Below are 23341 nucleotides of genomic sequence, written 5' to 3'. Positions count from 1 at the left end.
AACACAGGTTCGAACACTATGAGCAATCGTCTTCCCCCGCTCTCGGGAATGAAGGTCCTCGACCTCTCCCAGATCATGGCGGGGCCCTACTGCACCATGGTGCTGGCGGATCTCGGCGCCGAGGTGATCAAGGTCGAGAAGCCGGTCACCGGCGATGATTCCCGCGAAATGGGACCCTATGTGAACGGCGAGTCCAGCTGCTTTGCCCACATCAACCGGAACAAGCAGGGCGTCTCGCTCAACCTCAAGGATCCCGAGACCCGCGAGATCCTCTACGACATGGTCCGCTGGGCCGACGTCGTCGTCGAGAACTATCGCGTCGGCGTGACCAAGTCGCTCGGCGTCGACTACGAGACGCTGAGCGCCATCAATCCGCGCCTGATCTACTGCTCGATCTCCGGCTATGGCCAGACCGGGCCGTATTCCCGCAAGGGGGGATTCGATCTGGTCGCACAGGGGCTGACCGGCATCATGAGCATGACAGGCGAGCCTGGCGGCCGTCCGCTCAAATCCGGCATCGCGATCTATGATGTCGGCGCCGGCCTGACCGCCGCCTATTCGATCATGGCGGCCTATGTCCACCAGATCCGCAGCGGTGAGGGCCAGCAGATCGACATCTCGCTCGCCGAATGCGGCCTGCCCTGGTTCGTCTGGGAGGCGGCGGCTTATTTCGCCGAAGGCACCGTCGCCCAGCCGACCGGCAGCCGCCATCGCGTTTCGGCGCCGTATCAGGCGCTGCGCACGGGCGACGGCTTCATCGTCATCGGTGCAGCCAACCAGCGCACCTGGGAGAAGCTCTGCCGCGACGTGATCGGCCAGCCGGATCTCATCGACGATCCGCGCTTCCTCACCAACATGGACCGGATGACGAATATCGAGGCGCTCGAACCGCTGCTCGAGGAGGCTTTCGCCTCGGCCGACGCCGCGACCTGGATCGCGCGCTGCGAGGCGGCGAGCGTGCCTTGTGGCCCGATCAACGATTTCGGCGATGCGATGAACGATCCGCATTATCTTGCGCGGGGCATGGTCGAGCAGATCGAGCATCCCAAGCTCGGTGCCATGAAGATGATCGGCATCCCGACGAAGTTCTCGAAGACCCCCGGTGCGATCCGCAAGGCTGCACCGCTGCTCGGCGAGGACACCGATCTCGTGCTGCGCAATTTCGGGGTGCCGGAAGACCAGATCGCGAGCCTGAGGGCACGCGGCGCCGTTCAATAAGGCGGTATCCGGGGCCGCTACGGCCCCCAATAACAAAAACGAGCCGGAACAACCAACCACAAGGGAACGACGATGAGACAGCCATACGACCTATCGCGGCGCGGCTTCCTGATTTCCGGAACGGCCGCGGCGACATTGGGGGCCCTGCAGGCCCCGGTGTTGGCGCAGGAGAAAGTGTTCCGCCTCGGAGCGCTGAATTCGATCACCGGGATCGGCGGCCCCTACGGCCCCTACATGCTCGAGGCGATCAAAATCGCGGTCAACGAGGTCAACGAGGCCGGCGGCGCCGCCGGGCGCAAGTTCCAGCTCTTCGCCGAGGACGACCAGACCAAGCCGGAAGCTGCCGTGCTCGCCGTGAAGAAGCTGGTCGAGATCAACAAGGTCGAGGCGGTGGTCGGCATCTGGCCGTCCTCGGTCGGCTTGGCGACCATGCCGATCACCAACGACGCCAATGTGATCACCATGAACACCTGCGGCGCGCCGGAGATGTTGACCGAGAACAAGAAGGGGCTCGCCTGGATGTTCCAGGCCTCCAACGCGATCTTCGGCAACGCCTTCGCCGAGGTCGCCCGTCAGCGCGGCTTCAAGCGCCCGGCGGTGATGGCCTTCAACAACTCGACCTTTGTCGGCCAGGCCAACTACTTCAAGAACGCCTGGGAGAGCGGCGGCGGCAAGGTCGAGGCCTTCGTGATCTACGAGCCCAACCAGAGCAGCTACCGGACCGAACTGGCGCGCGTTCTCGCCACCAAGCCCGACGTGATCTCGCTGAGCGCCTACCGCCCCGACGCCACCATCATCCTGAAGGAATGGTTCCAGACCGGGCAGGACTGCAAGTTCATCATGCCCGGCTGGACGGCCAACGAAGACCTCGTCAAGGCACTCGGCAAGGAGGCGACCGAGGGCCTGATCTCGATCTCCAACGTCGCAGCCGACAAGCACGAGGCCTATAAGCGCTTCGCGGCCGCGTTCAGGAAGGTGGCCAAGCGCGAGCCGGACATCTTCGCCGCGCAGAGCTACGACATGGTGATCACGCTGGCGCTGGCGCTCGAGGCTGCCGGGCCGCAGGCCGATGTCGCCGGGGTCAACGGCAAGATCCGCAGCGTCACCGGCGTCGGCGGGACAAGGGTCAATGGCTTCGCCGAGGGGCGCGACCTGCTGAGGAAGGGCGAGAAGGTCGACTATGAAGGCGCCTCGTCCCGTCTCGACTTCGGCAAGCACGGCGAGACCGTTCCCGATTTCGGGGTCTCCGACATTCGGGACGGCAAGCTCGTCCTGAAGGAGACCATCCCCGGCAAGCTGCCGGCATAGGAAAGCTCTCCGATGGACTTGATCTCGATCGCCAATGCCGTGATCAACGGCGTCGTGATCGGAATGCTTCTGGCGCTGCCGGCACTCGCGATCACGCTTGTGTTCGGCATCGCTCGCTTTCCGAACGCCGCCACCGGCGACTACATGACCCTCGGCGCCTACACCACCATGGCCTCCCAGCTCGTGCTGGGCGGCTCGATCGTGGCCGCGGTGCTGGCGGCGATGACGGCGACCGCCGCCATCTCGCTGCTGATGTATTTCTGGGTCTTCCGGGCGCTCTCGGAGCGCTCCCATGTCTCGCGCCTGATCGCGTCCATCGGAGTGGCCTTCGCTGTCCGCAGCACGATCACCTTCTTCGCCGGCCAGGATCAGTATGTCATCGACGTTCCGCTCGTCCGGGCCTGGAACTTCGGCGGCCTGCGCATCCTGCCGACGGACCTCTACATCGTCGGCGCGGCGCTGACCGCGCTCTTCGTCGTCTTCTTCATCATGTATCTGACGCCGACCGGCCGGCGCATGCGCGCCATCGCCGACAGCGCCGAGCTCGCCGCCGCCAGCGGCATCCGTGCCCGCCGCGTGATGATCTTCCTGTGGACCATCGCCGGGGCCTTCTGCGGCCTGGGCGGCGCCCTGCTCGGCATCAAGGCCGTGGTGCTGCCGGAACTGGGCTGGGAACTGCTGATGCCGATGTTCGCCGGCGTCATTCTCGGGGGCATCGGCAGCCCGGTCGGGGCGGTGCTCGGGATCGTGACCTTCAGCATCGCGCAGGAAGTCGCGAGCCTCTATGTCGGCCCCGCCTACAAGATCGTCCTCGCCTTTTTCATTCTTCTCGTCGTGCTGCTCCTGCGTCCGCAGGGCATGCTCGGCCGTCCCATCGCTGCGAGGTGATGTCATGGAAGGCTATTTCATCGCCATCGCCATCAGCGTGCTGGTCTACCTGCTGATGGCCAGCGGCCTGGCGCTCCAATACGGCTTCACCGGGCTCGTCAATTTCGGCCATGTCGGCTTCTTCGCCATCGGCTCCTATGCCTCCGCGCTGCTCGCGCTGAAGGGCGTGCCGGTGCCGGTCTCCCTGGCGGCGGCGGCGCTGCTGGCGGCGCTGGCGGCCTATCCGATCGGCATCATCGCCTTGCGTCTGGGGGGCGACTACCTCGCCATTGTCACGCTGGGCTTCTCCGAAGCGGTACGCATGACGCTGCAGACCGAGGAGTGGCTGACGCGCGGCATGCATGGCTTGCCCGGCATTCCGCGCCTGTTCGCCGGCTGGGTCGAGCCGCGCTATATCGACCTGTGCATCCTGTTGCTGCTGGTCGTGGTCTGCATCGCGGTGTTCTTCGCGATCCACCAGATCATCAAGAGCCCGTTCGGCCGCGTCATCGAGGCGATCCGCGACAATGAGGTGGCGGTGCGCGCACTGGGCAAGAACCCGGCCCAGTTCAAGACCCGCTCGCTGATGATCGGTGCCGGCATCGCCGGGCTCGCCGGCGGCCTCCAGGCCCACTACCTGACCTTCATCAGCCCCGAGCAATACGTCCCGCTGATCACCTTCTACATCTGGATCGCGATCGTGCTGGGCGGGGTCGGCTCGCTGCGCGGCGTCGTCATGGGGACGGTGCTGCTGGTCGGCTTCCTGGAAGGCTCGCGCTTCCTGCGCGACATCTTCACCGGGATTTCCGAGGTCCAGCTCGCGAGCGTCCGCATCTGGATCATCGGCATGGCCCTGATCTGCGTCGTGCTCTACCGGCCCCAGGGCCTGTTCGGCAAATCCGCTGAGAGGAAGCACTGATGGCCCTCCTCTCCGTGACCGACATCACCGCGCGTTTCGGTGGCTTCAAGGCGCTGAGCTCGGTTTCCCTCGAAGTCGGCGAGGGAGAGCTCGTCGGGCTGATCGGCACCAACGGTGCCGGCAAGAGCACGCTGTTCTCCGTGGCCACCGGCTATATCCCGGCCGGGTCCGGCAGCGTGGTCTTCCGTGGCGAGGACATCACCGAGCTCGCAGTTCACCAGCGGGTCCGGCGCGGGCTGGCGCGCACCTTCCAGGTGCCGCGCGAGTTCAGCCAGATGACCGTCTTCGACAACATGATGGTGGCGGCGCGCGACCAGCGCGGCGAGAAGCTCGCAAACCTGCTCTTCGCCCGGGGCGCGATCCGCGAGGAGGAGGAGAGGCTGGCGCAGCGCGTGCGTGAAGTCCTCGCCTTCCTCAATCTCGCCCGCGTCACCGACGAGCTCGCCGGCAAGCTTTCCGGCGGCCAGAAGAAGCTCCTGGAAATCGGGCGACTGCTGATGCTCGAGCCGAGCTGCATCATGCTCGACGAGCCGTTCGCCGGGGTGAATCCCGTGCTGATCGGCCAGCTCTGCGAGCGCATCGTCGAATTGAACCGGCGCGGCATCGCCGTGCTGATCATCGAGCACAATCTCGCCGAACTCGCGCGGCTGGTGCCGCGTCTCTACGCGATGGACCGCGGCCAGGTGATCGCCAGCGGAACGCCCGAGGCGGTGCTCGCCGATGCCGGCGTCCGCGAAGCCTATATGGGAGGGGTGATATGAGTCTGCTCAGGATCGCCGGGCTCTCCGGCGGCTATGGCGATGTCGATATCATCAGCGGCATCGACATGGTGGTGGCCGAGCGCGAGATCGTCACCATCGCCGGCACCAACGGTGCCGGCAAGTCGACCCTGATCAAGGCGGCGATGGGTCTCCTCCCGCGCCTCTCGGGGGAGATGAACTTCAACGGCATCGACCTGATGCGGCTGGCGATCGAGGATCGCATCCGCGTCGGAATCTCCTATGTCCCGCAGGTCCGCAACGTCTTCGGCACGTTGACGGTGCTGGAGAATCTCCAGGTCGTCGAGCACGTCACCGGCAAGCCGCAGCGCATCCGCGAGATGTTCGAGCTCTTTCCGGCCCTCGCCGGGCGGCGTGGCACCTATGCCGAGAATCTGTCGGGCGGCGAACGCCAGCAGCTCGCCTTCGCCCGCGCCCTGATGTCGTCCCCCCGGTTGATCCTGCTCGACGAGCCTTCGGCGGCGCTGTCACCGGCCCTGACGGACCAGGTCTTCGCCGAAGTGCGCAAGCTGCCCCAGGCCGGCGTCGCCGTGCTGATGGTCGAGCAGCGCGCCCGGCAGGCGCTCGCCTTCAGCGACCGGGGCTACATCCTCGATTCAGGGCGCATCGTCCTGACCGACACCGGCGCCAATCTGCTCGCCAACGAGGAGATGGGTGACGTCTACATCGGCCGGGGCCATGGCGCCGGCTCTCCTGGCTCCCACGCGCAGATCTAGAACAGGACACGCCCAATGAACGATATGACTGTCGGCACCCGTCCCGTCGCGCCGCGACGGCCGGCTGCAAGCGCCACGGCCATGCTCACCGTCGCCGAGGGCCTGCGCGCCCTGGAGCAGGGCAGCCTGACCTGCGAGGCCTGGGCCCGCGCCTGCCTCGAGCGCATCGAGGAGCGTAATTCCGGTGTCCGGGCCTGGGTCCATGTCGGGGCCGAGGCGGCGATCGAGCGCGCCCGCCTGCTCGATCGCAACGGCCGCAGCAAGCCGTTCGACGGCGTTCCCCTCGGCCTCAAGGACACGATCGACACCGCCGACATGCCGACCGAGCTCGGCGATCCCGAGATCTTCCCGGGGCGCCAGCCGAAGCTGGACGCGCCGGTCGTGACGATGGCGCGCAATCTCGGCTTCAACGTGCTCGGCAAGAACACCGTGTCGCGCCACGCCATCATGCTGCCGGGGCCGGCGCGCAACCCGCATGACCTGACGCGTACGCCCGCCGCCTCCTCGGCCGGCTCGGGCGCGGCGGTCGCGGACTTCATGGCGCCGCTGTCGATCGGCACGCAGACGGCCGGCTCGATCCTGCGCCCATCCGCCTTCTGCGGCGCCGTCGGCTTCAAGCCGACGCTCGATGCGATTCCCTATGTCGGGATCAGGACCTATTCGCGTCCGCTCGACGTGATCGGGCCGATCTGCCGCTCGGTCGAGGACGCGACCCTGTTCATGAAGGGTTTCACCGGCGATCCGCGCTTCGACACCACTGCCACGCTGCGGCGCGACCTCCGCGTCGGCGTCTGGCGCACCAAGGATTTCGATCAGGCCGATCCTGCTGCCCTGGCGATCTTCGAAGGCCATCTGCGCAAGCTGGAGGCCGCGGGTGCGACCGTCAGGACGCTCGCCATGCCGGCGGTCTTCGATGGCATCGGCGAAGCGCAGGACGTGATCATGGCCTATGATCTCGCCCGCGAATACGCCGACATCAAGCGCAATCATGCCGAGAAATGCGACCGCGAGCTGATCGAGTATCTCGAACTGGGCGAGAGCTATACCGCGGCAGACTACGCGCAGGCGCTCGATGCCGCGGATCGCTGCCGGCGCGCCTATTACGATGTCGCCGGCGATGTCGACGTCATCGTCATGCCCTCGACGCTCGGCGAGGCGCCCGAGGCGACGAGCACGGGAAGCTCCGCCTTCATCCGCATCTGGTCGCTGCTCCACAACCCCTCGATCACGCTGCCGGCGGCGCGTGGCCCGTCCGGGCTGCCGCTGGGCTTCCAGGTCGTCGGCTGCGTCAAGGAGGATGCGCGCCTGCTTCATGATGCACGCTGCATCGAGGCCATTCTTGGCAGCACCGCGCATCAGGCCTGAGCCGGATCTCCCGGCGACGCGGAGCGACCATGATCGACAGGCCACATCTCGACGCGCTCGCCGCGCTTGTCGGCGACCGCCATCTGCTCGTCGATCCGGCGGACAAGGCCAGCTACGAGATCGGGGCGCGCTATGACGAGGGGCGCGCCGCCGCGGTGGTCCGCCCGGCGACGACAGCCGAGGTTTCGGCGGTCGTCGCCTATGCCGTCGCGCATGGGCTTACGCTCGTGCCGCAGGGAGGCAATACCGGGCTTGTCGGCGCGGCGACGCCGGACATCTCCGGGACGCAGCTCGTGCTCAGTCTCGACCGGCTCAACCGCCGGCCGGTCGTCGATCCGACCAACCGCACCGTCGAGGTCGAGGCCGGCGTTCGTCTCTCGCAGCTCAACGGCCTGCTCGCCGAACATGAGCTGTTCCTGCCGATCGATCTGGGCGCCGATCCGATGATCGGCGGCATGATCGCCACCAACACCGGCGGAGCACGCTATCTGCGCTACGGCGCGATGCGCCGGCAGGTGCTGGGGCTCGAGGTCGTGCTGCCCGACGCCGAGGGCACGGTCCTCGATCTGCGCAGCGGCCTGCGCAAGGACAATTCGAGGCTCGATCTCAAGCAGCTGTTCATCGGCAGCTGTGGCGCCCTCGGCATCGTCACCAGGGCTGTTCTCGATGTGCAGCGCCGCCCGCTGCAAGCGGCGACGGCGCTGCTCGTTCCCGCCAGCGACGACGCCATTCCCCATTTGCTCGGGCTGGTCGAGCGCGGCTGCGGCGAATATCTCAGCGCGCTGGAGGGCATGTCGCGCAATGCGATGGCGCGTGCGCTCGGCCATGTCGCGCAACTGCGCAATCCCTTCGCACGCGGCGAGATCCCGCCCTATGCGATCCTCGTCGAGCTGACCCGGTCATGGCCAGCCCGCGAGGGCGAGGCGAGCCTCGAAACCGTGCTGGAGCAGGTCCTGGGCGAACTCTTCGAGCAGGAGGAGCCGCTTTTGGCCGATGCGCTGATGGGGCGCGGCGAGGAACTCTGGGCCCTGCGCCATTCCCTGTCCGAGGGCTTGCGGGCCTCGGGACACGTCATCGGCTTCGACCTCTCCTTGCGCCGATCGGATCTCGTCGCCTTCCGGCGGGAAGTGGCCGGCGTGCTGGGGGCGGAGTTCCCCGAGCTCGCGATCTGCGATTTCGGCCACATCGCCGATGGCGGCATGCATTTCAATCTCGTGCATCCGGGTTCTCCCGATGCCGGCGAAATCGCCAGGGTCAAGGACCGGGTCAACGATCTCGTCGTATCCAGCTATGGCGGGAGCTTCAGCGGCGAGCATGCGCTCGGGCGCGCGAATGCCGCGCTCTATGCGCGCTATACCCCGGCGCGCGTCAGGACCCTGTCGCAGGCGCTTCGGCAGGTCTTCGGAACAGGCTCGGTCGGATCGGTCGCGTATTGAAGGGCGCTGGGCCAGGGCGCTGCCTGCTTGCAGCTGCACCGACCTTTCGCAGGATCCGCGTCGGGATGGGCATCTCCGCGGATCGGCTAGGCGCGGAGATGCGCCGGCGACGGCGGCACTCGGTTGCCGCCGCCCGCCAATCGCGATAGGTCAGGGCTTGAATTCGTAGCCTGGGCCGATCGCGACATCCGCCGGGATCGGCGGCAGGTCGTTGAACAGTGCAGGGTGCTCCTGCATCACCTTGAGGATGTGCTTGGGCTCGATGTGCTTGTTGACGTCGAAGGTCGACTTCAGGAAGCCGAGCCGGTTCAGCCGGTCGAGCGCCGCCCACATCGCCCGGTAGTTATTGGCCGAGAGGCGCCTGTCGGCCTGCTGAATGTTGAACTCCATCGCCGCCTCGGCGATCTCCTGCTTGAGGCCGGGGATCCAGCGCGTACCGACCTGTGCCGCGAGCTTCGGGTTCTTGCGCATCCACTGGTCGGCCTCGGAGACCGCCGCCAGGAACTTCTCGATCTTCGGCCCGTTCGCGGCGACCCAGGGCCGCATGCCGACATTGAAGCCGACATAGGCGATGACGTCGCCGCCGCGAATGATCTCGACCGCGCCCGGCACGTCCTTGAGCGCGATGATCGGCCAGGGGTCCCAGCCGACGAAGGCGTCGATCCCCTTGGCAAGGAGCGCGACCGTCATGTCCGGCGGCGGCGTGTTGACCAGCGTGACGTCGGCCGGCGTCAACCCGCCCTTCTCGATCAAAGCGAGGATGTAGAGATGGTTGATCGTGCCGAAGGAGGCCGCGATCTTCTTGCCCTTGAGGGAGGCGAGGTTGCCCTTGGTGATGCCGGAATCGGCGCGGGCGACCAGCGCCATGGTGGCGTCAGAACCGCCGCGGTGGGCGTTGCCGCTATAGTTGCCGAGCGCCACCAGATCCATGCCGCGCACGACGGCGCCGATCATCGGCACGCCGACCTGGACGATCTCGCTCTCGCCGGCTTGAAGCGCGTTCAGCGCGTCGACGCCGGTCGCATAGGGCCGGGCGATATCGACATCGAGACCCCATTTCTCGAAAAAGCCGCGCTCCAGCGCGATCGGCAGGCCGAGCTGGTCGATGCCGGTGACCATGCCGGCCTTCATCTTGACCAGTTGCTGCGCCCTGACGACAGCCGGCGCGGCGATGACCGCGGCTCCAGCTAGCATAGTCCTGCGTGTGATCATGCTCTATCCTCCCGGTTGCAAGGGCTCAATTCTGCTCACCCAGTAGTAGCGGGCGATGGCGTTGAGTTGGTTCTTGTCGATATTCCTGACCTCGACGCTGTTGCCGTCGGTGCCCGAGACGCGTCCGAAGCGCTGGAAGATCAGGATGTGGAAGCGCTCGGGCACGAAAGGCAGGGTGATCAGCGCGTTGACGCGCTGACGCTCGGGGAAGCCGCCCGCGACCTTGGACGGGGCGTGGAGCACGAGCCAGGCCTGCCAGGCGAGCCACGCGGCCAAGAGGCCGAGCAGGATGCGGCCCCGTCTCGATGAGAGCGCGGCGCGGGCGAGCTTCATGCCGCCCTCACCAGCGCCAGGACCTTGTTGGAAAGCTCCTTGAAGTCGTCATCCTCGACCAGCTGGTCCCAGACGCGCGGTCGCGCCAGCGGGATCTCGACCTGTTCGAGGATATGGCCCTTCGACAGGACGACGACGCGGTTCGCCAGGAAGACGGCCTCGGGCACGTCATGGGTGATGAAGATCACCGTCGGGCGGCGCTCCTCCCAGATCCGGGTGAGCTCCTCCTGCAGGGTCATGCGGGTCTGGGCGTCGACGCTGGCGAAAGGCTCGTCCATCAGGAGGATGTCCGGCTTGTTGGCCAGCGCCCGGACCACGCCGACGCGCTGCTGCATCCCGCCGGAGAGCTCGTTCGGATAACGGTCGGCGGCATGAGCCAGCCCGACCAGGTCGAGATATTCGCGCGCGATCTCGTCGCGCTCGGCCTTGGCGATGCCGCGCATCTTCGGCCCGAAGCCGACATTCTCCAGCACCGTCTTCCAGGGGAAGAGGGCAAAGGACTGGAACACCACCCCGCGGTCGGCGCCCGGCCCCTTGACCGGCTCGCCGCCGACCAGGATCTCGCCGCCCGATTGCGGGATGAAGCCGGCGACCATATTGAGGATGGTCGACTTGCCGCAGCCGGACGGGCCGACGATCGAGACGAATTCGCCGGCCGGCACATCGAGCGAGATGTCGTGCAGCGCCGTGTGCTGCGAGCCGGCATAGAGGTCGAAATAGGTCTTGGAGAGCGATTTCAGGCTGAGCGATTTCACTGTGTCACCAGTCCCCAGCGACGCCCCGTCGCCCGCTCGATCGGAGCCAGCACCCAGGCGTCGACAATGTACCAGAGGATGCCGAGCACGATCATGCCCAGCACGATTTCGACCACGGAGCCGGCCCGGCGTGCATCGAACATCATGAAGCCGATGCCGCTGGTGCCGACGATCATCTCCGCGGCGATCAGCGCGCGCCAGCCATAGCCGAGCCCGTTGCGCAGGCCGGTGATGATGTTCGGCAGCGCGCCGGGGATCACCACCTCGGTCAGCACCCGCGACGGCGTCGCGCCGAGGCTCTGGGCGGCCCGGTAGAGCTCGATCCGCACCGAGCGTACGCCGAGCACGGTGTTGAGCACCACCGGGAAGAGCACGGTGTAGACGATGATGATCGTCATCGTCGTCATACCGAAGCCGAACCAGATGATCAGGATCGGCAGCCAGGCGATGTCGCCGATCGCCTGGAAGAACAGCAGGATCGGCCAGAGGGCGGTGTAGGCGCGCCGGCTCAGGCCGATCAGCAGGCCGAGCGGGATGCCGAGCGCGATGCCGACGGCCGCGCCCGCGGCGAGCCGGGCGACGCTGTCGCCGAGATATTCCGGCAGGATGCCTTTGTAGACCAGGGCGCCGAAGGCGCGCACGACATCCATTGGCGACGGGAAGAAGGCCGGCGGGAACGGTCCCCAGGCGGCGACGCCCCACCAGAGCGCGACGACCGGAACGAAGGGGGCGAGCGTCTGCAGAACCGGCCATTTGGCGGAGGTGCGGACCCACCAGCTCCAGAGGACGAGGGCGGCGTTCATGCGCGCACCAGGCCCCAGCGTTCGATCGTCGCGAGTTCCAGGGGAGCGAGGATCAACCGGTCGATCAGCAGCCAGAGCGTGCCGATCACGATCATGCCGAGGATGATCACCTCGGTCTGGTAGAAGTCACGGGCGACGAACAGCATGTAGCCGAGGCCGACATTCGTCGCGATCATCTCGGCCGCGATCAGGCCGCGCCAGGCAAAGCCGAGCCCGGTGCGGATGCCGGTTACGATGTTCGGCAGGGCGCCGGGCAGCAGCACGTCGCTCAGCATGGCGAGCCGGCCCGCCCCGAGCGACGCTGCCGCATTGCGGATCGGCATCGGGATCGTCGAGACCCCGAGCAGTGTGTTGTAGACGACGACGAAGAAGACGGCGTTGAAGATGACGAAGACGATGGCGCCGAAACCATAGCCGAACCAGAGCGTCGCGATCGGGATCCAGGCGATGCCGGCAAGCACCGAGAAGAAGCGCAGCAGCGGCGTCAGGAAGGCCGAGACGCCCTTGCTGATTCCCATGAGTATACCGAGCGGCACCGCGACGATGATCGCCAGCACGGTGCCGATAGCGACGCGCGCCAGGCTGGTCGCGACATGGGTGAGCAGGGTGCCGTCACGCAGGCCGGCGATACCGGCGGCGAAGACGGAGGAAACGCTCGGGAAGATCTGCGGCCTGACCTCGAATACGGGAACGACGATCGCCCAGATGACGACCAGGAAAGCCAAAGGCGCGACGAAAGTCAGCGCCCCCGCCAAGCGGTTGCCTGCGACCATGCATCCTCCCTGCGCGTGCGCCATCGGCCCACGAAGCAATCAATCCGCCCGCACCACGAAGGTGAGTGCATATTCCCTAGGCGCGTCTCTTGCGGCGGTTCGATCGAGCGAACCTCGAGACTTCGCATCTTGCATACAAGAACGTACAGGCGGGTTTCCCGAGCGGCAAGCCGGATCTTCCACCGGAACCATGTCGAGATCACCGCGGGCTGAGGCCGCCCTGGGCCATCGCTCCGGCTTGCGCGGCCTCTTCGCTGTCCGGCTCCTTGCAAATTCCGCCGCGACGGGCTCGACTCGACGGCCAACAAGATGAGACGGGCGCGGGGCAGGGCGCCGAAACAATTTGTCACGATCGTATCGAGGCCGGCCGCGCTATAGCATCGGACCGAAAAGCGGGATCCACTTTTCGGAAAACTCCGATGCGATAACAAAAAGATAGATCACCGTGACTGCGTCCGAACCGATGCGCGGTGATCTAGAAGAAGCCTTTGCCACGAACGACCAGGGACCAGCATGCCGTGAACGACACTGCCGCGAGCCCCGCGCCGCTCGGCTCGCCAGAGGCCCATATCCTCGTCGTCGATGACGATCCGCAGATCCGTTTCCTGGTCAGCCGCCTGCTCCGGGCCAATGGCTACCGCGTCAGCGCCGCCGCCGACGGCCGTGAGATGACCGAAAGCCTGAAGGGGGCGCCGGTCGATCTGATCGTGCTCGACGTCATGCTGCCCGGAGCCTCCGGCTTCGAGCTCTGCAGCGAGCTGCGTCGCAGTTCCGCCGTCCCGGTGATCATGTTGACGGCGCGCGGCGAGGAAAACGACCGCATCTCGGGCCTCGATCTCGGCGCCGACGATTATCTCGCCAAGCCGTTCAGCCCCGGCGAGCTGGTCGCACGGATCAACGCCCTGATCCGGCGGGCCCGGCGGGCGGTCAGCCAGCCCGGTGCTGCCGCGGTGCGCAGCTATGGCTTCTCCGGTTGGACCCTCGACATCGTCCGCCGCGAACTGGTCGATCCGCAAGGCAGCGTCGTCGATCTCAGCACCGGCGAGTTCGACATGCTGCGCGCCTTCGTCGAGGCACCGGGCAAGGCGCTGTCGCGGGAGGCGCTGCTCGACATCGCCAAGAACCGCGTCGCCACCGGCTTCGACCGCGTCGTCGACGTGCAGATCAGCCGCCTGCGCAAGAAGATCGAGGCTGGCGGCGATGCCATGATCAAGACCGTGCGCGGCACCGGCTACATGTTCCTGCCGGAGGTCGAGCGTCGATGAATTGGCGCGCCGCGGATACGATCCAGTCGCGCACCATCGTCGTGTTGCTGCTGGGGCTGGGTCTTTTCCACCTGCTCAGCCTGTGGAGCTATCAGGTCGGGCTGCGTTCCGAGGTCGATCTCGCCAACGAAAGCCGCCTTGCCGAGCGGCTCGTCACCATCAAGCGCGCCGTGCTGGCATTGCCGGTCGAGGAGCGCGAGACGATCGCGCATTCGCTTTCGGGCGGCCCGATCGAAGTCCATTGGAGCGCGACGGAGCTCACTGCCGGAGGCGCCGGGGCCAGCGCCGGACCCGAGTTCGAGCCCCTGCGGGGCAGGCTGCTCGAACTTGCGCCGGAACTCGCCCAGGAGCGCCTGATCCTCTCGGCGCCGCGCCTGCCGGATGGCGGCATCGACCCCCATCAGTTCCAGCTCTCGATCAGGGCGCCTGACGAGGGCTGGGTCAATTTCAGCGTGACCAAGCTCAGCGGCCCGCATGGCAGCATGCACGGCATCGTCTGGTCGACGAGCCTGATGGGGCTCGGCGTCATCCTCGTCGCGATCCTGATGGTGCGCTGGCTGACAAGGCCGCTGCGCATGTTCGCCGATGCCGCGCGCCGCGCCTATGTCGGGGCGGAGGCACCGCAATTGCCGGTCAAGGGGCCGGCCGAGGTGCGCGAGCTCGCCAGTGCCTTCAACGACATGCAAAACCGCATCAAGCGTCTGATCGACGAGCGTACCCAGACGCTCGCTGCGATCTCGCATGATCTGAAGACGCCGCTGACCCGGCTGCGGCTGCGGGCGCAGGAGCTGCGCGAGGCGAAGGGCGCGCGGGACGAGGCGCTGCCGCCGGCGATCGATGCCGATCTCGACGAGATGGAGGCGATGCTCGATGCCAGCCTGACCTTCCTGCGCGGCGAGCGCAGCGAGGAGCCACTGCGCGATTTCGATCTCGCCGCCCTGCTGGAGACGATCAAGGACGATGCGCTCGATGCCGGCCACGACGTCGTGCTGGAAGGGCCGGGCAAGCTGCGCTGGCGTGGCCGGCGCCTCTTGCTTAAGCGGGCTCTGACCAATCTCGTCCACAATGCCGCGCGCTATGGCGGCCCGGTCCGGATCAGCCTGGCGCAGGACGCCGGCGGAGCGGAGATCCTGATCGACGATGACGGTCCAGGTCTGCCGGAGACGGACCTCGAGCGGGTCTTCATGCCCTTCGTGCGCCTCGAAACCTCGCGCAGCCGCGAGACTGGCGGCGTCGGTCTCGGCCTGACGATCGCACGCAGCGCGCTGCGCGGCCATGGCGGCGACGTCACCTTGCAGAACCGGCCCGAGGGCGGTCTGCGGGCGCGCGTCCGGCTGCCGCAGGCCGGGGTTTCGGCCCGTTCCGGCCGCTGAAACAATATGTAACACCGCTCCGGAGGCCGTTTCGCTAATTTCGCTTCGTCAGCCGATTCACCTCTGCGAAGCCAGCGAGCGATGCCGACCGAGCCTCCACCGCATCCTTTCCGACGTTCCTTTCGGACGCGCAATGTCGCGGCCGTCCTGGCGCTCGCCGCATTGGCGGCGGGCTGCAGCCCGGCCTATCCGCTCGCCGGCCGCCACCCGGCCGACCCGAGCGTCGCCGTGCCGGCACCGTCCTATGTCGCCGTCTCCGGCGCCAGGGCGCTGCGCCCGGCCGAGCCCAGGGGCTGGCAGGATCTCAACCGCCAAGTGGCGCCGAAGGGGCAGTGATCGTGAAGCAGCGGAACCTGTCCCTCCATGGCCGCCGCGGCCTGCCGGTCGCGCTCGCCGTCCTTCTCGGAGGCTGCGCCTCATTCTCGCCCGATGCCGGGACCGGCGTCGCCCGTGACGTCGCCTTCGCCGAGCTCAACAAGGATGTCGTCAAGATCACTGATGCGACCGGGGCGATCAGCGCCAAGGCGCGCGTCGACCAGCTTTTGAAGCAGCCGCTCAGTGCCGATGCCGCCGTCCAGGTCGCCCTGCTCAACAATCGTGGCCTGCAGGCCGCGTTCAACGAGCTCGGCATCGCCGAGGCACAGATGGTCGCTGCCAGCCTGCCGCCCAATCCGACACTCGGCATCTCCAGCCGCTCGGGGCGCTTCGCTCTCGAGATCGAGCGGCAGATCGCCGGCAGCATCTTCGCACTGGTGACGCTGCCGGCGCGGGCCGAGATCGCCCGCGAGCGCTTCCAGGCCGCGCAATTGCGTACCGCCGAGACGGTGCTGAAGCTCGCTGCCGACACGCGCCGGCAATATCACCGCGCCGTCGCGGCCAATGCCCAGGTCGGCTTCATCGAGCAGGCCAAGGGCTCGAGCGACGCGGCTGCCGAATTGTTCAAGCGCCTCGGCGAATCCGGCGGCGTCAACAAGCTCGACCAGGCCCGCGAATTCGCCTTTGATGCCGAGCTCGGAGCCCAGCTCGCCCAGGCGCGGCTCGTGCAGCGCCAGGAACGCGAGCGGCTGGTGCGCCAGCTTGGCCTCTGGGGCGACGAACTCAAGTTCAAGCTGCCCGGTATGCTCGCCCCGTTGCCGCGGCTGCAGAGCGTCAAGGCGATCGAATCCGAGGCGCTGCGCAAGCGCATCGATCTCAAGGTCGCCCGCGCCGATCTCGATGCGCTCGCCGGGGCGCTCGGCCTGACCAATGCGACGCGCTTCGTCAACGACATCGATCTGCTCGGCCGCCGCACCTATGACCGTGGCCGCAGCCTGTCACATGCCGGCGAAGTCGAGCGCGAGACCAGCCGCAGCCGCACCGTCGAACTGGAGATCGAGATTCCGATCTTCGATTTCGGCCAGTCCAAGGTGGTGCAGGCCGAGCAGACCTACATGCAAGCCGCTAACAAGCTGGCGGAGAAGGCGGTCAACATCCGCTCCGAGGCGCGCGAAGCCTATGTCGGCTATCGCGCCACCTACGACATTGCCCGCCAGTACCAGAACAATGTCCTGCCGTTGCGCAAGATCATCCAGGACGAGTCGCTGCTGCACTATAATGGCATGCTGATCGACGTGACGCAGCTCATCACCGATGCGCGCGCCCGCATCCTCTCGAACGTCGCGGCCATCAATGCGCGGCGGGATTTCTGGATCGCCCATACCGACCTCAAGCATGTCGTCATCGGCGGCGGGGCGGGCGGGGACGGGGCCACCGTCGCTGCCGCGTCCGGCGGCGAGGCCGGCGGCGGCCATTAGCGAGCGGGGAACGACAGCATGACCATCTCACGCAGAGGCTTCATCGGCACCTCCGGCCTCGTCGTCGCCGCGGCCGGCGCGGTCTCCGGTCGCACCGCCTTCGCCTCGGTGCCGGAGGCGCCGACCATGAAGGAGGCGACGACTCAGGCGCCGCTCGTCCCGACCACGGGGCCGGACTACCAGCCGGTCGCGACGCTGAACGGCTGGACCTTGCCCTGGCGCATGAACGGCGACTGGAAGGAGTTCCACCTCGTCGCCGAGCCGGTCGAGCGTGAGCTCGCTCCCGGCATGAAGGCCTATCTCTGGGGCTATAACGGCCAGTCGCCGGGGCCGACCATCGAGGCGGTCGAGGGCGACAAGGTCCGCATCTTCGTCACCAACAGGCTGCCGGAGAGCACCACGATCCACTGGCACGGCCAGCGCCTGCCGAACGGCATGGATGGCGTCGGCGGGCTGACGCAGCCGCACATCCCCTCAGGCAAGACTTTCGTCTACGAGTTCGAGCTGCGTCGCTCCGGCACCTATATGTACCATCCCCATTCCGACGAGATGGTCCAGATGGCGATGGGTATGATGGGCTTCTTCGTCGTCCATCCCAGGGACCCGGCCTTCCGCCGCGTCGACCGCGACTTCGTCTTCCTGCTCAACGCCTTCGACATCGAACCCGGCTCCTATGTGCCGCGGGTCGCCGAGATGACCGACTTCAACATGTGGTGCTGGAACAGCCGTGTCTTTCCGGGCATCGACCCCTTCGTCGTGGGCAAGAACGACAAGGTCCGGATCCGCTTCGGCAATCTGACCATGACCAATCACCCGATCCATCTGCATGGCTACGAATTCAAGGTCTCGTGCACGGATGGCGGCTGGGTCGACCCGGCAGCGGCCTGGGACGAGGTCTCGATCGACGTCGCCGTCGGCCAGATGCGCGCCTTCGACTTCGTCGCCGACGAGCTCGGCGACTGGGCGATCCACTGCCACAAATCGCATCACACCATGAATGCCATGGGGCATTCGGTGAAGAACTATATCGGCGTCAGCAAGAAGGACCTTGCCAAGCGCATCGCCAGGATCGCGCCGGGCTACATGCCGATGGGCTCGACCGGTATGGGCGAGATGGGCGCCATGGAGATGCCGCTGCCGGCCAATACCTTGCCGATGATGACCGGCTTCGCGCAGTTCGGGCCGGTCGAGATGGGCGGCATGTTCTCGGTGCTGAAGGTCCGCGAGGGCCGGGCGAAGAACGACTACAAGGACCCGGGCTGGTTCAAGCACCCCGAAGGCACCGTCGCCTACGAATACAAGGGGCCGAAGCTCGCCGAGGCGCCGCGCACGGAGGGGCCCGACAGTGGCGCGCCCTCGGTCGACTGGCGTGCCAGGGATCCCCGCAAGCCGAGGCTCGGTCCGGACGGCAAGCCGCTTCCCCGGGCCAAGTCCGGCGGACATTCCCATCATTGAGGCGCAATCGCGAACGGAGCACGCCGATGAAGACGCAGATCAGATCCATCGTCCTGGGTGCGGCCGCGGCGCTCGCCCTGTCGACGGCGGCCTTTGCCGGTCCCGGGGGCGCCGGCCACGGGCATGGCGACGAGACCGCCTATGGCAAGCCGGGCGATCCGAAGAAGAAGGCGCGCATCGTCCAGGTCTCGATGACCGAGCGCGACGGCAAGATGCTGTTCATTCCGGACCGGATCGAGGTGCGCCGCGGCGAGCAGGTCCGCTTCCAGCTGCGCAACAAGGGCGAGCTCGACCATGAGCTGGTGGTGGCGACGCTGGAGGAAAACCTCAAGCACGCCATCGAGATGCAGAAAAATCCCGACATGGAACATGACGACCCGAACGCCAAGCGCCTTGCCCCGAAGAAGAACGGCGAAATCCTCTGGCAGTTCACCAAGGCCGGTGAGTTCGATTTCTCCTGCCTGATCCCCGGTCACCGCGAAGCCGGCATGACCGGCAAGATCATCGTCAAGTGAACCGCGCCCCCTACGAAGACAGGAGTTCTCCCTTGCGTATGACCATTTCCAGCTTTGCTCTCGCCACCTTGCTCGTCGCACCGGCGCTCGCCCAGAACGCGCCGCTCGTCACCGGCACTGTCAAGAAGGTCGACCCTGCCCAGGGCAAGCTCACCGTCGACCATGGCCCGATCAAGAACCTCGACATGGACGCGATGACGATGGTGTTCCGGGCCGGCGATCCCGAAATGCTCAAGACCGTCAAGGCCGGCGACAAGATCAAGTTCACGGCCGAGCGGGTGAACGGTCAGATTACGGTCACAAAGATCCAGAAATGAGCCCTCGGCGCGCCCTGGCGCTCACCCGGCCGGCCTGCCTGGCCGCGGTGTGCGTCCTGGGTGCGCCGCAGGCAGGCTTCGGCAGCGACGGCAACCTGCAAGCCGTACTGCTCGAGGCCGGTTGCCCCCGTTTCCGGCTCGAGACGCTGTTCGACCGGGACGGGGTGACGAGCTATCGTGCCAATTGCTTCGGCTCGGCGCACAAGCTCGTCATCGTCACTTGCATCAAGGGGGTATGCGTTCGCGAAAGGACGCAGGAGAAGCAGCCGGAATGAGGGCTGCGGCTTCGCCCGCCAGAAGGAGAGTTGGAATGCTTACGCGTCGTGGCCTGATCGCCGGAGCTCTTGTCTGTTCCGCGTCGCTGCCGCTCGCGGCCCAGGAGGCCGCTCCGGTCGTCACCGTCTATCGCAGCGCCTCCTGCGGCTGCTGCGGCGCCTGGGTCGACCACATGAAGAAGGCGGGCTTCGAGACCAAGGTGGTGATGACCGAGGAGTTGGCGGTTCGCAAGCGCGAGTTCGGCGTGCCGGATGCCGCCGAATCCTGCCACACGGCCGTGGTCGACGGCTATTTCGTCGAAGGGCATGTGCCCGCCGCCGATGTCCGCCGCCTGCTGCGCGAGCGGCCGCAGGCCCGCGGCCTCGCCGTCCCGGAGATGCCGGTCGGTTCGCCCGGCATGGAAGTCCCCGGCGTCAAGGCGGATCGCTATGACACCTGGCTGATCGCCAAGGACGGCTCGCGCACCGTTTTCGCCAGTCACTGAGCGGCGGCCCGGATGTTGTCCGGGCATCGCTTGTTTCCTGCCGTGCCGTGCGTCCCGCCCCGAACTGGCGCGGAGCGCGCGGCACAGGTGTTTCAGTGCCCGGCGGCAGCCGGCTCGATCAGCTTCGCGAGGTTGAGCAGGCGCTGATCCTGCCCCGCGACCGCGCTCAGCATCAGCCCGCCCGAGAGCTTGTCGCCCAGCGGCATCGGCAGCGAGATCGAGCACAGATCGAACAGGTTGCCGAAGGCGGCGTTGCGCAGCATCAGCCGGTTGGCGGTGAAGAAGGCGTCGTCGCTGGCCTCCAGCGCGGCGATCGTCGGCGCCTCGATCGGCACGGTCGGGGCGAGGAAACCGTCGAGCCCGTCGAGAGCGGCGGCGAGCTTGGCGATCAGCCTGCGACGGGTCTGCATGCCCACAATATAGTCGGCGGCCTTGTAGGCGGTGCCGAGCGAGATGCGTGCCGCGACGCGCCGGTCGAAGGCGTCCGGCTTGGTGGCGATGGCGTCGCGATGCACGGCGGCGGCCTCGACGGCGACCAGCGGTACCGAGAAGGTCGCCATCATCTCCTGCCAGACCCCGTCGAGATCGACCGGCTCGAGCGCGACGCCGAGGCGCTCGACCCGCTCGATCGCCGCCTCATAGGCCTTGACCACCGAGGGGGAAGCTTCGGCGAGGAAGCCGCCGCGGGCGACGCCGATGCGGAAGCGGCTGGGGTTGAGACCCTCGGCGAGCGCGAAGGGACGGCTGGCCAGCACCGAAAGCAGCCTTGCGCAGCCCGCGACGTCCTTCGCCAGCGGGCCGATCACGTCGAGGCTCGGCGCAAGCGGGAAGCAGCCTTCGTCCGGAACCGAGCCATGGCTCGGCTTCATCCCGACGATGCCGTTCAGCGCCGCCGGAATCCGACAGGAGCCGCCGGTATCGGTGCCGACGGTCAGCTCCGACGAGCCCTGCGCCACCGAGACGGCGCCGCCCGAGGAGGAGCCGCCGGGAATACGGGCCGCGTCCAGCGCATTGCCGGGCGTGCCGAAGGTGCCGTTGAGCCCGACCCCGGAGAAGGCGAACTCGCTCATATTGGTCTTGCCGATGATTACCGCGCCGGCCTGGCGCAGCCTTGCGACGATCGGCGCATCCTGCGCCGCGGGAGCGGCGCCCTTGAGCAGGCTGGAGCCGGCCCAGGTGGTCTCGCCGCGTACGTCGAACAGATCCTTGATCGAGACGATCGTGCCGTCGAGCGGGCTCAGGCTGAGCCCGGCTGCGCTGCGTGCATCGGCGGCGTCGGCCTCGGCGCGGGCCGTCCCGGCCAGGAGCCGGGTGAAGACGGGGGCGCCGTCGCCGATCCTTCCGAGAATGGCTTCGAGCTGGTCGCGGACGCTGCGTGACATGGGGACAGACCTCGCTTCGGGCACCGCATGCGGCGGCGCCTCTGGTTAGCGCATTCCGAGGTCGAAGAAACCCCGCGCTGGGCTCAGGCCGCCTCGCCGCAGGAGCCGGGCAGGGTGGAGCGGCGCTGGATCAGGTCGTCCTGGGCGAAGAGTTCTGCGAGCCAGTCGACGAAGACCCGCACCTTGTTCGAGAGGTGCCGATTCGGCGGGTAGACGATGTGCAGCGGCTTGGGCGAGGTGCACCAGCCGGTCAGCAGCGGCACCAGCCGCCCGGCGGCGATGTGCTCCTGCGCCATGAAGGTCGGCACCTGCATCACGCCGAGCCCTGCGAGTCCGGCGGCGAGATAGCCGGTGCCCTCGTTGAGCGAGACGACATGGTCGCCGCGCACCTCGATCGTCTCCTTTTTCGTCGCGAAGGTGAAGGGCAGGGGCCGGCTGGTCCCGGCGGCGCGATAGCCGATCACCTTATGGCCGGTTTCGAGGTCGCGCGGATGCTGCGGCGTGCCGTGCCGGGCGAGGTAGGCCGGCGTCGCGCAGGTGACGAGCAGCATCTCGCCGACGCGCCGGGCGATCAGGCTCTGGTCCTGAATCTCGCCGGCACGCACGGCGAGATCGAGATTCTCTCCGATCAGATCGGCAGGGCGGTCGCCGAGGCCGATATCGATCTGGATTTCCGGATAGCGCGTCAGGAAGCCGGGCAGGGCGGGCAGGATCACCTCGATCGCCAGGGGCGCGGCGACGTCGAGGCGCAGGCGTCCGCTCGGCCGCGCCTGTGACGACGCCATGCTGGCATCGAGCTCGTCGATCTCGCCGAGCACGCGCTGCGCCCGCTCGTAATAGGCGGCGCCGTCCATGGTGACGGTGACGCGCCGTGTCGTGCGGTTGAGCAGCTGCGCCCGCAAATGGCCTTCGAGCTGCTGGATCAGCTTGGTCACGGTTGGCTTGGGCAGGTCGAGCAGCTCCGCCGCACGGGTGAAGGTGCCGACCTCGACGACGCGCACGAAGGCGCGCATGGCGTTGAGCTGGTCCATCCGGGCCTCCTGGCTGATCCGGGGATTGTTTCCATACAGAAACAATGTGGGAGCGGATCGGCGGTTTATTGCGTGCGCACTATCTCCTAAATGCTGACGGATCGCAATATTCGTCAGTCGTCAGTCATGCTCGCTCCGTCGCTCCCGCAAAGCCGCTATCGCCGCGCCGTCTTCTGGCGCGAACAGGCCGTCAAGGCCGGGTCCCAGACCTTGTCCGGGCGGCTCTATGCGCCGGCCTCGGTGCCGGACAATGCCGGCCTCGTCCTGCACCTGCATGGCGGCACCTTCGACAGCGGCTCGCTCGCTTCCGGCGAGGCGGTCGCGACGACGCTGGCCGAGGCCGGCGCGATCGTGATCTCGTTGCCTTATCCGCTGGCGCCGGAAGCCCGCTTCCCACTGGCGCTCGAGATCGCCTATGCGGCGCTCGAGACGATCGCCCGGGACAAGGCGCGCTGGGTCGGCAAGCGGGCGCCGCTCTATGTGGCGGGCGAGGAGGCCGGCGGCAACCTCGCCGCTGCCCTTGCCATGATGGCGCGCGACCGGCACGGGCCGCCGCTCGCCGGCCAGATCCTGTTCTCGCCGATGCTCGACGCCTGCCTCGGCACCTATTCCTTCCGCCATGCCGAGGCCGGGCCGGTCGGTTGCCGCTGGGCCGATGGCTGGCACGCCTATCTCGGCTCGCCCGAAAAGGCCGCGCATCCCTATGCGACACCGGCCAACGCCTCGCGCCTGTCCGGGCTGCCACCGGCGCTGATCGTCAGCGCCGAGGACGACCTCTTGCGCGACGAAAGCGTCAGTTACGGGCTTCGCCTGCGGGCAGCCGGCGGCGAGGCGACGGTGCACGTCCTCGGCGGGCCCAGCCATTGGCCGGAGGCTTTCGCCGAGGCGCCGCGGGACGGTTCCTGCCTCTGTTCGGCCTGTCAGAATGTAAGCGAGTTCTTCTCGATGACCGCGCCTCGCTAGGCG

25 protein-coding genes are annotated in these 23341 nt (G+C 67.3%); 18 read left to right on the top strand and 7 right to left on the bottom strand.

Annotated features, from left to right (window positions below; all coding sequences use genetic code 11):
* Window positions 1-18 precede the first annotated feature (18 nt).
* The 8 genes from AC3RCC_RS19245 to AC3RCC_RS19210 all read left to right on the top strand — a co-directional run bounded on the left by AC3RCC_RS19245 (window position 19) and on the right by AC3RCC_RS19210 (window position 8608).
* Window positions 19-1218 (top strand): CaiB/BaiF CoA transferase family protein, encoded by a 1200-nt coding sequence (locus AC3RCC_RS19245; RefSeq protein WP_492256269.1) that lies wholly within the window; start codon window positions 19-21, stop codon window positions 1216-1218.
* Window positions 1219-1290: 72 nt separating this feature from the next.
* Window positions 1291-2526: an ABC transporter substrate-binding protein gene (locus AC3RCC_RS19240; protein WP_291650464.1), complete on the top strand. Its 1236-nt coding sequence runs from the start codon at window positions 1291-1293 to the stop codon at window positions 2524-2526.
* Window positions 2527-2538: 12 nt separating this feature from the next.
* Complete coding sequence (locus AC3RCC_RS19235; protein ID WP_291636637.1) at window positions 2539-3414, top strand: branched-chain amino acid ABC transporter permease; 876 nt, start codon at window positions 2539-2541, stop codon at window positions 3412-3414.
* 4 nt (window positions 3415-3418) lie between these two features.
* Window positions 3419-4312 (top strand): branched-chain amino acid ABC transporter permease, encoded by an 894-nt coding sequence (locus AC3RCC_RS19230; RefSeq protein WP_291636638.1) that lies wholly within the window; start codon window positions 3419-3421, stop codon window positions 4310-4312.
* On the top strand, window positions 4312-5073 hold the full coding sequence (locus tag AC3RCC_RS19225; protein WP_291636639.1) for an ABC transporter ATP-binding protein: 762 nt from the start codon (window positions 4312-4314) through the stop codon (window positions 5071-5073). The genes AC3RCC_RS19230 and AC3RCC_RS19225 overlap by 1 nt, the downstream gene beginning before the upstream one ends.
* On the top strand, window positions 5070-5807 hold the full coding sequence (locus AC3RCC_RS19220; RefSeq protein WP_452118197.1) for an ABC transporter ATP-binding protein: 738 nt from the start codon (window positions 5070-5072) through the stop codon (window positions 5805-5807). Before AC3RCC_RS19225 ends, AC3RCC_RS19220 begins: the two co-directional genes overlap by 4 nt.
* 15 nt (window positions 5808-5822) lie before the next feature.
* Window positions 5823-7172: an amidase gene (locus tag AC3RCC_RS19215; protein ID WP_492256268.1), complete on the top strand. Its 1350-nt coding sequence runs from the start codon at window positions 5823-5825 to the stop codon at window positions 7170-7172.
* Between the two features lie 29 nt (window positions 7173-7201).
* Window positions 7202-8608 carry an FAD-binding oxidoreductase gene (locus AC3RCC_RS19210; protein WP_492256267.1) on the top strand — a complete coding sequence of 469 codons (1407 nt, stop codon included), beginning with the start codon at window positions 7202-7204 and terminating at the stop codon, window positions 8606-8608.
* Window positions 8609-8758: 150 nt separating this feature from the next.
* Here AC3RCC_RS19210 and AC3RCC_RS19205 read toward each other — a convergent pair whose 3' ends face one another.
* From AC3RCC_RS19205 to AC3RCC_RS19185, 5 genes are read right to left on the bottom strand one after another with little or no spacing between them, the layout of a single operon-like run.
* Window positions 8759-9820 (bottom strand): ABC transporter substrate-binding protein, encoded by a 1062-nt coding sequence (locus AC3RCC_RS19205; RefSeq protein WP_492256266.1) that lies wholly within the window; start codon window positions 9818-9820, stop codon window positions 8759-8761.
* A 3-nt stretch (window positions 9821-9823) separates the two neighbouring features.
* Window positions 9824-10153 carry a hypothetical protein gene (locus tag AC3RCC_RS19200; protein ID WP_291650476.1) on the bottom strand — a complete coding sequence of 110 codons (330 nt, stop codon included), beginning with the start codon at window positions 10151-10153 and terminating at the stop codon, window positions 9824-9826.
* Entirely contained in the window at window positions 10150-10908 is a 759-nt protein-coding gene (locus AC3RCC_RS19195; protein WP_452118192.1) for an ABC transporter ATP-binding protein, read from the bottom strand. Before AC3RCC_RS19195 ends, AC3RCC_RS19200 begins: the two co-directional genes overlap by 4 nt.
* The gene (locus tag AC3RCC_RS19190) at window positions 10905-11711 is read right to left on the bottom strand and encodes an ABC transporter permease (RefSeq protein ID WP_291636646.1); all 807 of its coding nucleotides are present in this window, start codon (window positions 11709-11711) and stop codon (window positions 10905-10907) included. Before AC3RCC_RS19190 ends, AC3RCC_RS19195 begins: the two co-directional genes overlap by 4 nt.
* Window positions 11708-12484 (bottom strand): ABC transporter permease, encoded by a 777-nt coding sequence (locus AC3RCC_RS19185; protein ID WP_492256265.1) that lies wholly within the window; start codon window positions 12482-12484, stop codon window positions 11708-11710. The genes AC3RCC_RS19190 and AC3RCC_RS19185 overlap by 4 nt, the downstream gene beginning before the upstream one ends.
* A gap of 518 nt (window positions 12485-13002) precedes the next feature.
* Between AC3RCC_RS19185 and AC3RCC_RS19180 the strand changes: the two genes are divergently transcribed.
* The 9 genes from AC3RCC_RS19180 to AC3RCC_RS19140 all read left to right on the top strand — a co-directional run bounded on the left by AC3RCC_RS19180 (window position 13003) and on the right by AC3RCC_RS19140 (window position 19962).
* A complete protein-coding gene (locus tag AC3RCC_RS19180; RefSeq protein ID WP_492256264.1) occupies window positions 13003-13749 on the top strand; it encodes a response regulator transcription factor in 747 nt (248 codons plus the stop codon).
* Entirely contained in the window at window positions 13746-15122 is a 1377-nt protein-coding gene (locus tag AC3RCC_RS19175) for an ATP-binding protein (RefSeq protein ID WP_492256263.1), read from the top strand. Before AC3RCC_RS19180 ends, AC3RCC_RS19175 begins: the two co-directional genes overlap by 4 nt.
* Before the next feature lie 81 nt (window positions 15123-15203).
* Window positions 15204-15458, top strand: a complete 255-nt coding sequence (locus AC3RCC_RS19170) for a hypothetical protein (RefSeq protein ID WP_492256262.1) — start codon at window positions 15204-15206, stop codon at window positions 15456-15458.
* Between the two features lie 2 nt (window positions 15459-15460).
* On the top strand, window positions 15461-16915 hold the full coding sequence (locus AC3RCC_RS19165; RefSeq protein ID WP_492256261.1) for a TolC family protein: 1455 nt from the start codon (window positions 15461-15463) through the stop codon (window positions 16913-16915).
* Between the two features lie 18 nt (window positions 16916-16933).
* Complete coding sequence (locus tag AC3RCC_RS19160; RefSeq protein ID WP_492256260.1) at window positions 16934-18370, top strand: multicopper oxidase family protein; 1437 nt, start codon at window positions 16934-16936, stop codon at window positions 18368-18370.
* A 26-nt stretch (window positions 18371-18396) separates the two neighbouring features.
* Window positions 18397-18885: a cupredoxin domain-containing protein gene (locus AC3RCC_RS19155; protein ID WP_492256259.1), complete on the top strand. Its 489-nt coding sequence runs from the start codon at window positions 18397-18399 to the stop codon at window positions 18883-18885.
* A gap of 38 nt (window positions 18886-18923) precedes the next feature.
* Window positions 18924-19202: a copper-binding protein gene (locus tag AC3RCC_RS19150; RefSeq protein WP_492258804.1), complete on the top strand. Its 279-nt coding sequence runs from the start codon at window positions 18924-18926 to the stop codon at window positions 19200-19202.
* Window positions 19199-19477 (top strand): hypothetical protein, encoded by a 279-nt coding sequence (locus AC3RCC_RS19145; RefSeq protein WP_492256258.1) that lies wholly within the window; start codon window positions 19199-19201, stop codon window positions 19475-19477. The genes AC3RCC_RS19150 and AC3RCC_RS19145 overlap by 4 nt, the downstream gene beginning before the upstream one ends.
* Before the next feature lie 35 nt (window positions 19478-19512).
* The gene (locus tag AC3RCC_RS19140) at window positions 19513-19962 is read left to right on the top strand and encodes a DUF411 domain-containing protein (RefSeq protein WP_492256257.1); all 450 of its coding nucleotides are present in this window, start codon (window positions 19513-19515) and stop codon (window positions 19960-19962) included.
* A 92-nt stretch (window positions 19963-20054) separates the two neighbouring features.
* On the opposite strand, the gene AC3RCC_RS19135 is transcribed toward AC3RCC_RS19140, so the two are convergent.
* A complete protein-coding gene (locus AC3RCC_RS19135) occupies window positions 20055-21344 on the bottom strand; it encodes an amidase (protein ID WP_492256256.1) in 1290 nt (429 codons plus the stop codon).
* A gap of 83 nt (window positions 21345-21427) precedes the next feature.
* Window positions 21428-22375, bottom strand: coding sequence for a LysR family transcriptional regulator (locus AC3RCC_RS19130; RefSeq protein WP_492256255.1), 948 nt, complete (start codon window positions 22373-22375; stop codon window positions 21428-21430).
* A 126-nt stretch (window positions 22376-22501) separates the two neighbouring features.
* Between AC3RCC_RS19130 and AC3RCC_RS19125 the strand changes: the two genes are divergently transcribed.
* A complete protein-coding gene (locus AC3RCC_RS19125; RefSeq protein WP_492256254.1) occupies window positions 22502-23338 on the top strand; it encodes an alpha/beta hydrolase fold domain-containing protein in 837 nt (278 codons plus the stop codon).
* Window positions 23339-23341: the final 3 nt, after the last annotated feature.

Source organism: Allobosea sp. GW823-FHT01F03, assembly GCF_058798075.1.
This window is presented reverse-complemented; position numbering and strand designations above follow the sequence as displayed.

Excerpts from the sequence above, each read along its gene's own strand:
- AC3RCC_RS19245 (WP_492256269.1), top strand. The coding sequence starts at position 19 with ATGAGCAATCGTCTTCCCCCGCTCTCGGGAATGAAGGTCCTCGACCTC.
- AC3RCC_RS19240 (WP_291650464.1), top strand. The coding sequence starts at position 1,291 with ATGAGACAGCCATACGACCTATCGCGGCGCGGCTTCCTGATTTCCGGA.
- AC3RCC_RS19235 (WP_291636637.1), top strand. The coding sequence starts at position 2,539 with ATGGACTTGATCTCGATCGCCAATGCCGTGATCAACGGCGTCGTGATC.
- AC3RCC_RS19230 (WP_291636638.1), top strand. The coding sequence starts at position 3,419 with ATGGAAGGCTATTTCATCGCCATCGCCATCAGCGTGCTGGTCTACCTG.
- AC3RCC_RS19225 (WP_291636639.1), top strand. The coding sequence starts at position 4,312 with ATGGCCCTCCTCTCCGTGACCGACATCACCGCGCGTTTCGGTGGCTTC.
- AC3RCC_RS19220 (WP_452118197.1), top strand. The coding sequence starts at position 5,070 with ATGAGTCTGCTCAGGATCGCCGGGCTCTCCGGCGGCTATGGCGATGTC.
- AC3RCC_RS19215 (WP_492256268.1), top strand. The coding sequence starts at position 5,823 with ATGAACGATATGACTGTCGGCACCCGTCCCGTCGCGCCGCGACGGCCG.
- AC3RCC_RS19210 (WP_492256267.1), top strand. The coding sequence starts at position 7,202 with ATGATCGACAGGCCACATCTCGACGCGCTCGCCGCGCTTGTCGGCGAC.
- AC3RCC_RS19205 (WP_492256266.1), bottom strand. The coding sequence starts at position 9,820 with ATGATCACACGCAGGACTATGCTAGCTGGAGCCGCGGTCATCGCCGCG.
- AC3RCC_RS19200 (WP_291650476.1), bottom strand. The coding sequence starts at position 10,153 with ATGAAGCTCGCCCGCGCCGCGCTCTCATCGAGACGGGGCCGCATCCTG.
- AC3RCC_RS19190 (WP_291636646.1), bottom strand. The coding sequence starts at position 11,711 with ATGAACGCCGCCCTCGTCCTCTGGAGCTGGTGGGTCCGCACCTCCGCC.
- AC3RCC_RS19185 (WP_492256265.1), bottom strand. The coding sequence starts at position 12,484 with ATGGTCGCAGGCAACCGCTTGGCGGGGGCGCTGACTTTCGTCGCGCCT.
- AC3RCC_RS19175 (WP_492256263.1), top strand. The coding sequence starts at position 13,746 with ATGAATTGGCGCGCCGCGGATACGATCCAGTCGCGCACCATCGTCGTG.
- AC3RCC_RS19170 (WP_492256262.1), top strand. The coding sequence starts at position 15,204 with ATGCCGACCGAGCCTCCACCGCATCCTTTCCGACGTTCCTTTCGGACG.
- AC3RCC_RS19160 (WP_492256260.1), top strand. The coding sequence starts at position 16,934 with ATGACCATCTCACGCAGAGGCTTCATCGGCACCTCCGGCCTCGTCGTC.
- AC3RCC_RS19155 (WP_492256259.1), top strand. The coding sequence starts at position 18,397 with ATGAAGACGCAGATCAGATCCATCGTCCTGGGTGCGGCCGCGGCGCTC.
- AC3RCC_RS19150 (WP_492258804.1), top strand. The coding sequence starts at position 18,924 with ATGACCATTTCCAGCTTTGCTCTCGCCACCTTGCTCGTCGCACCGGCG.
- AC3RCC_RS19145 (WP_492256258.1), top strand. The coding sequence starts at position 19,199 with ATGAGCCCTCGGCGCGCCCTGGCGCTCACCCGGCCGGCCTGCCTGGCC.
- AC3RCC_RS19140 (WP_492256257.1), top strand. The coding sequence starts at position 19,513 with ATGCTTACGCGTCGTGGCCTGATCGCCGGAGCTCTTGTCTGTTCCGCG.
- AC3RCC_RS19135 (WP_492256256.1), bottom strand. The coding sequence starts at position 21,344 with ATGTCACGCAGCGTCCGCGACCAGCTCGAAGCCATTCTCGGAAGGATC.
- AC3RCC_RS19130 (WP_492256255.1), bottom strand. The coding sequence starts at position 22,375 with ATGGACCAGCTCAACGCCATGCGCGCCTTCGTGCGCGTCGTCGAGGTC.
- AC3RCC_RS19125 (WP_492256254.1), top strand. The coding sequence starts at position 22,502 with ATGCTCGCTCCGTCGCTCCCGCAAAGCCGCTATCGCCGCGCCGTCTTC.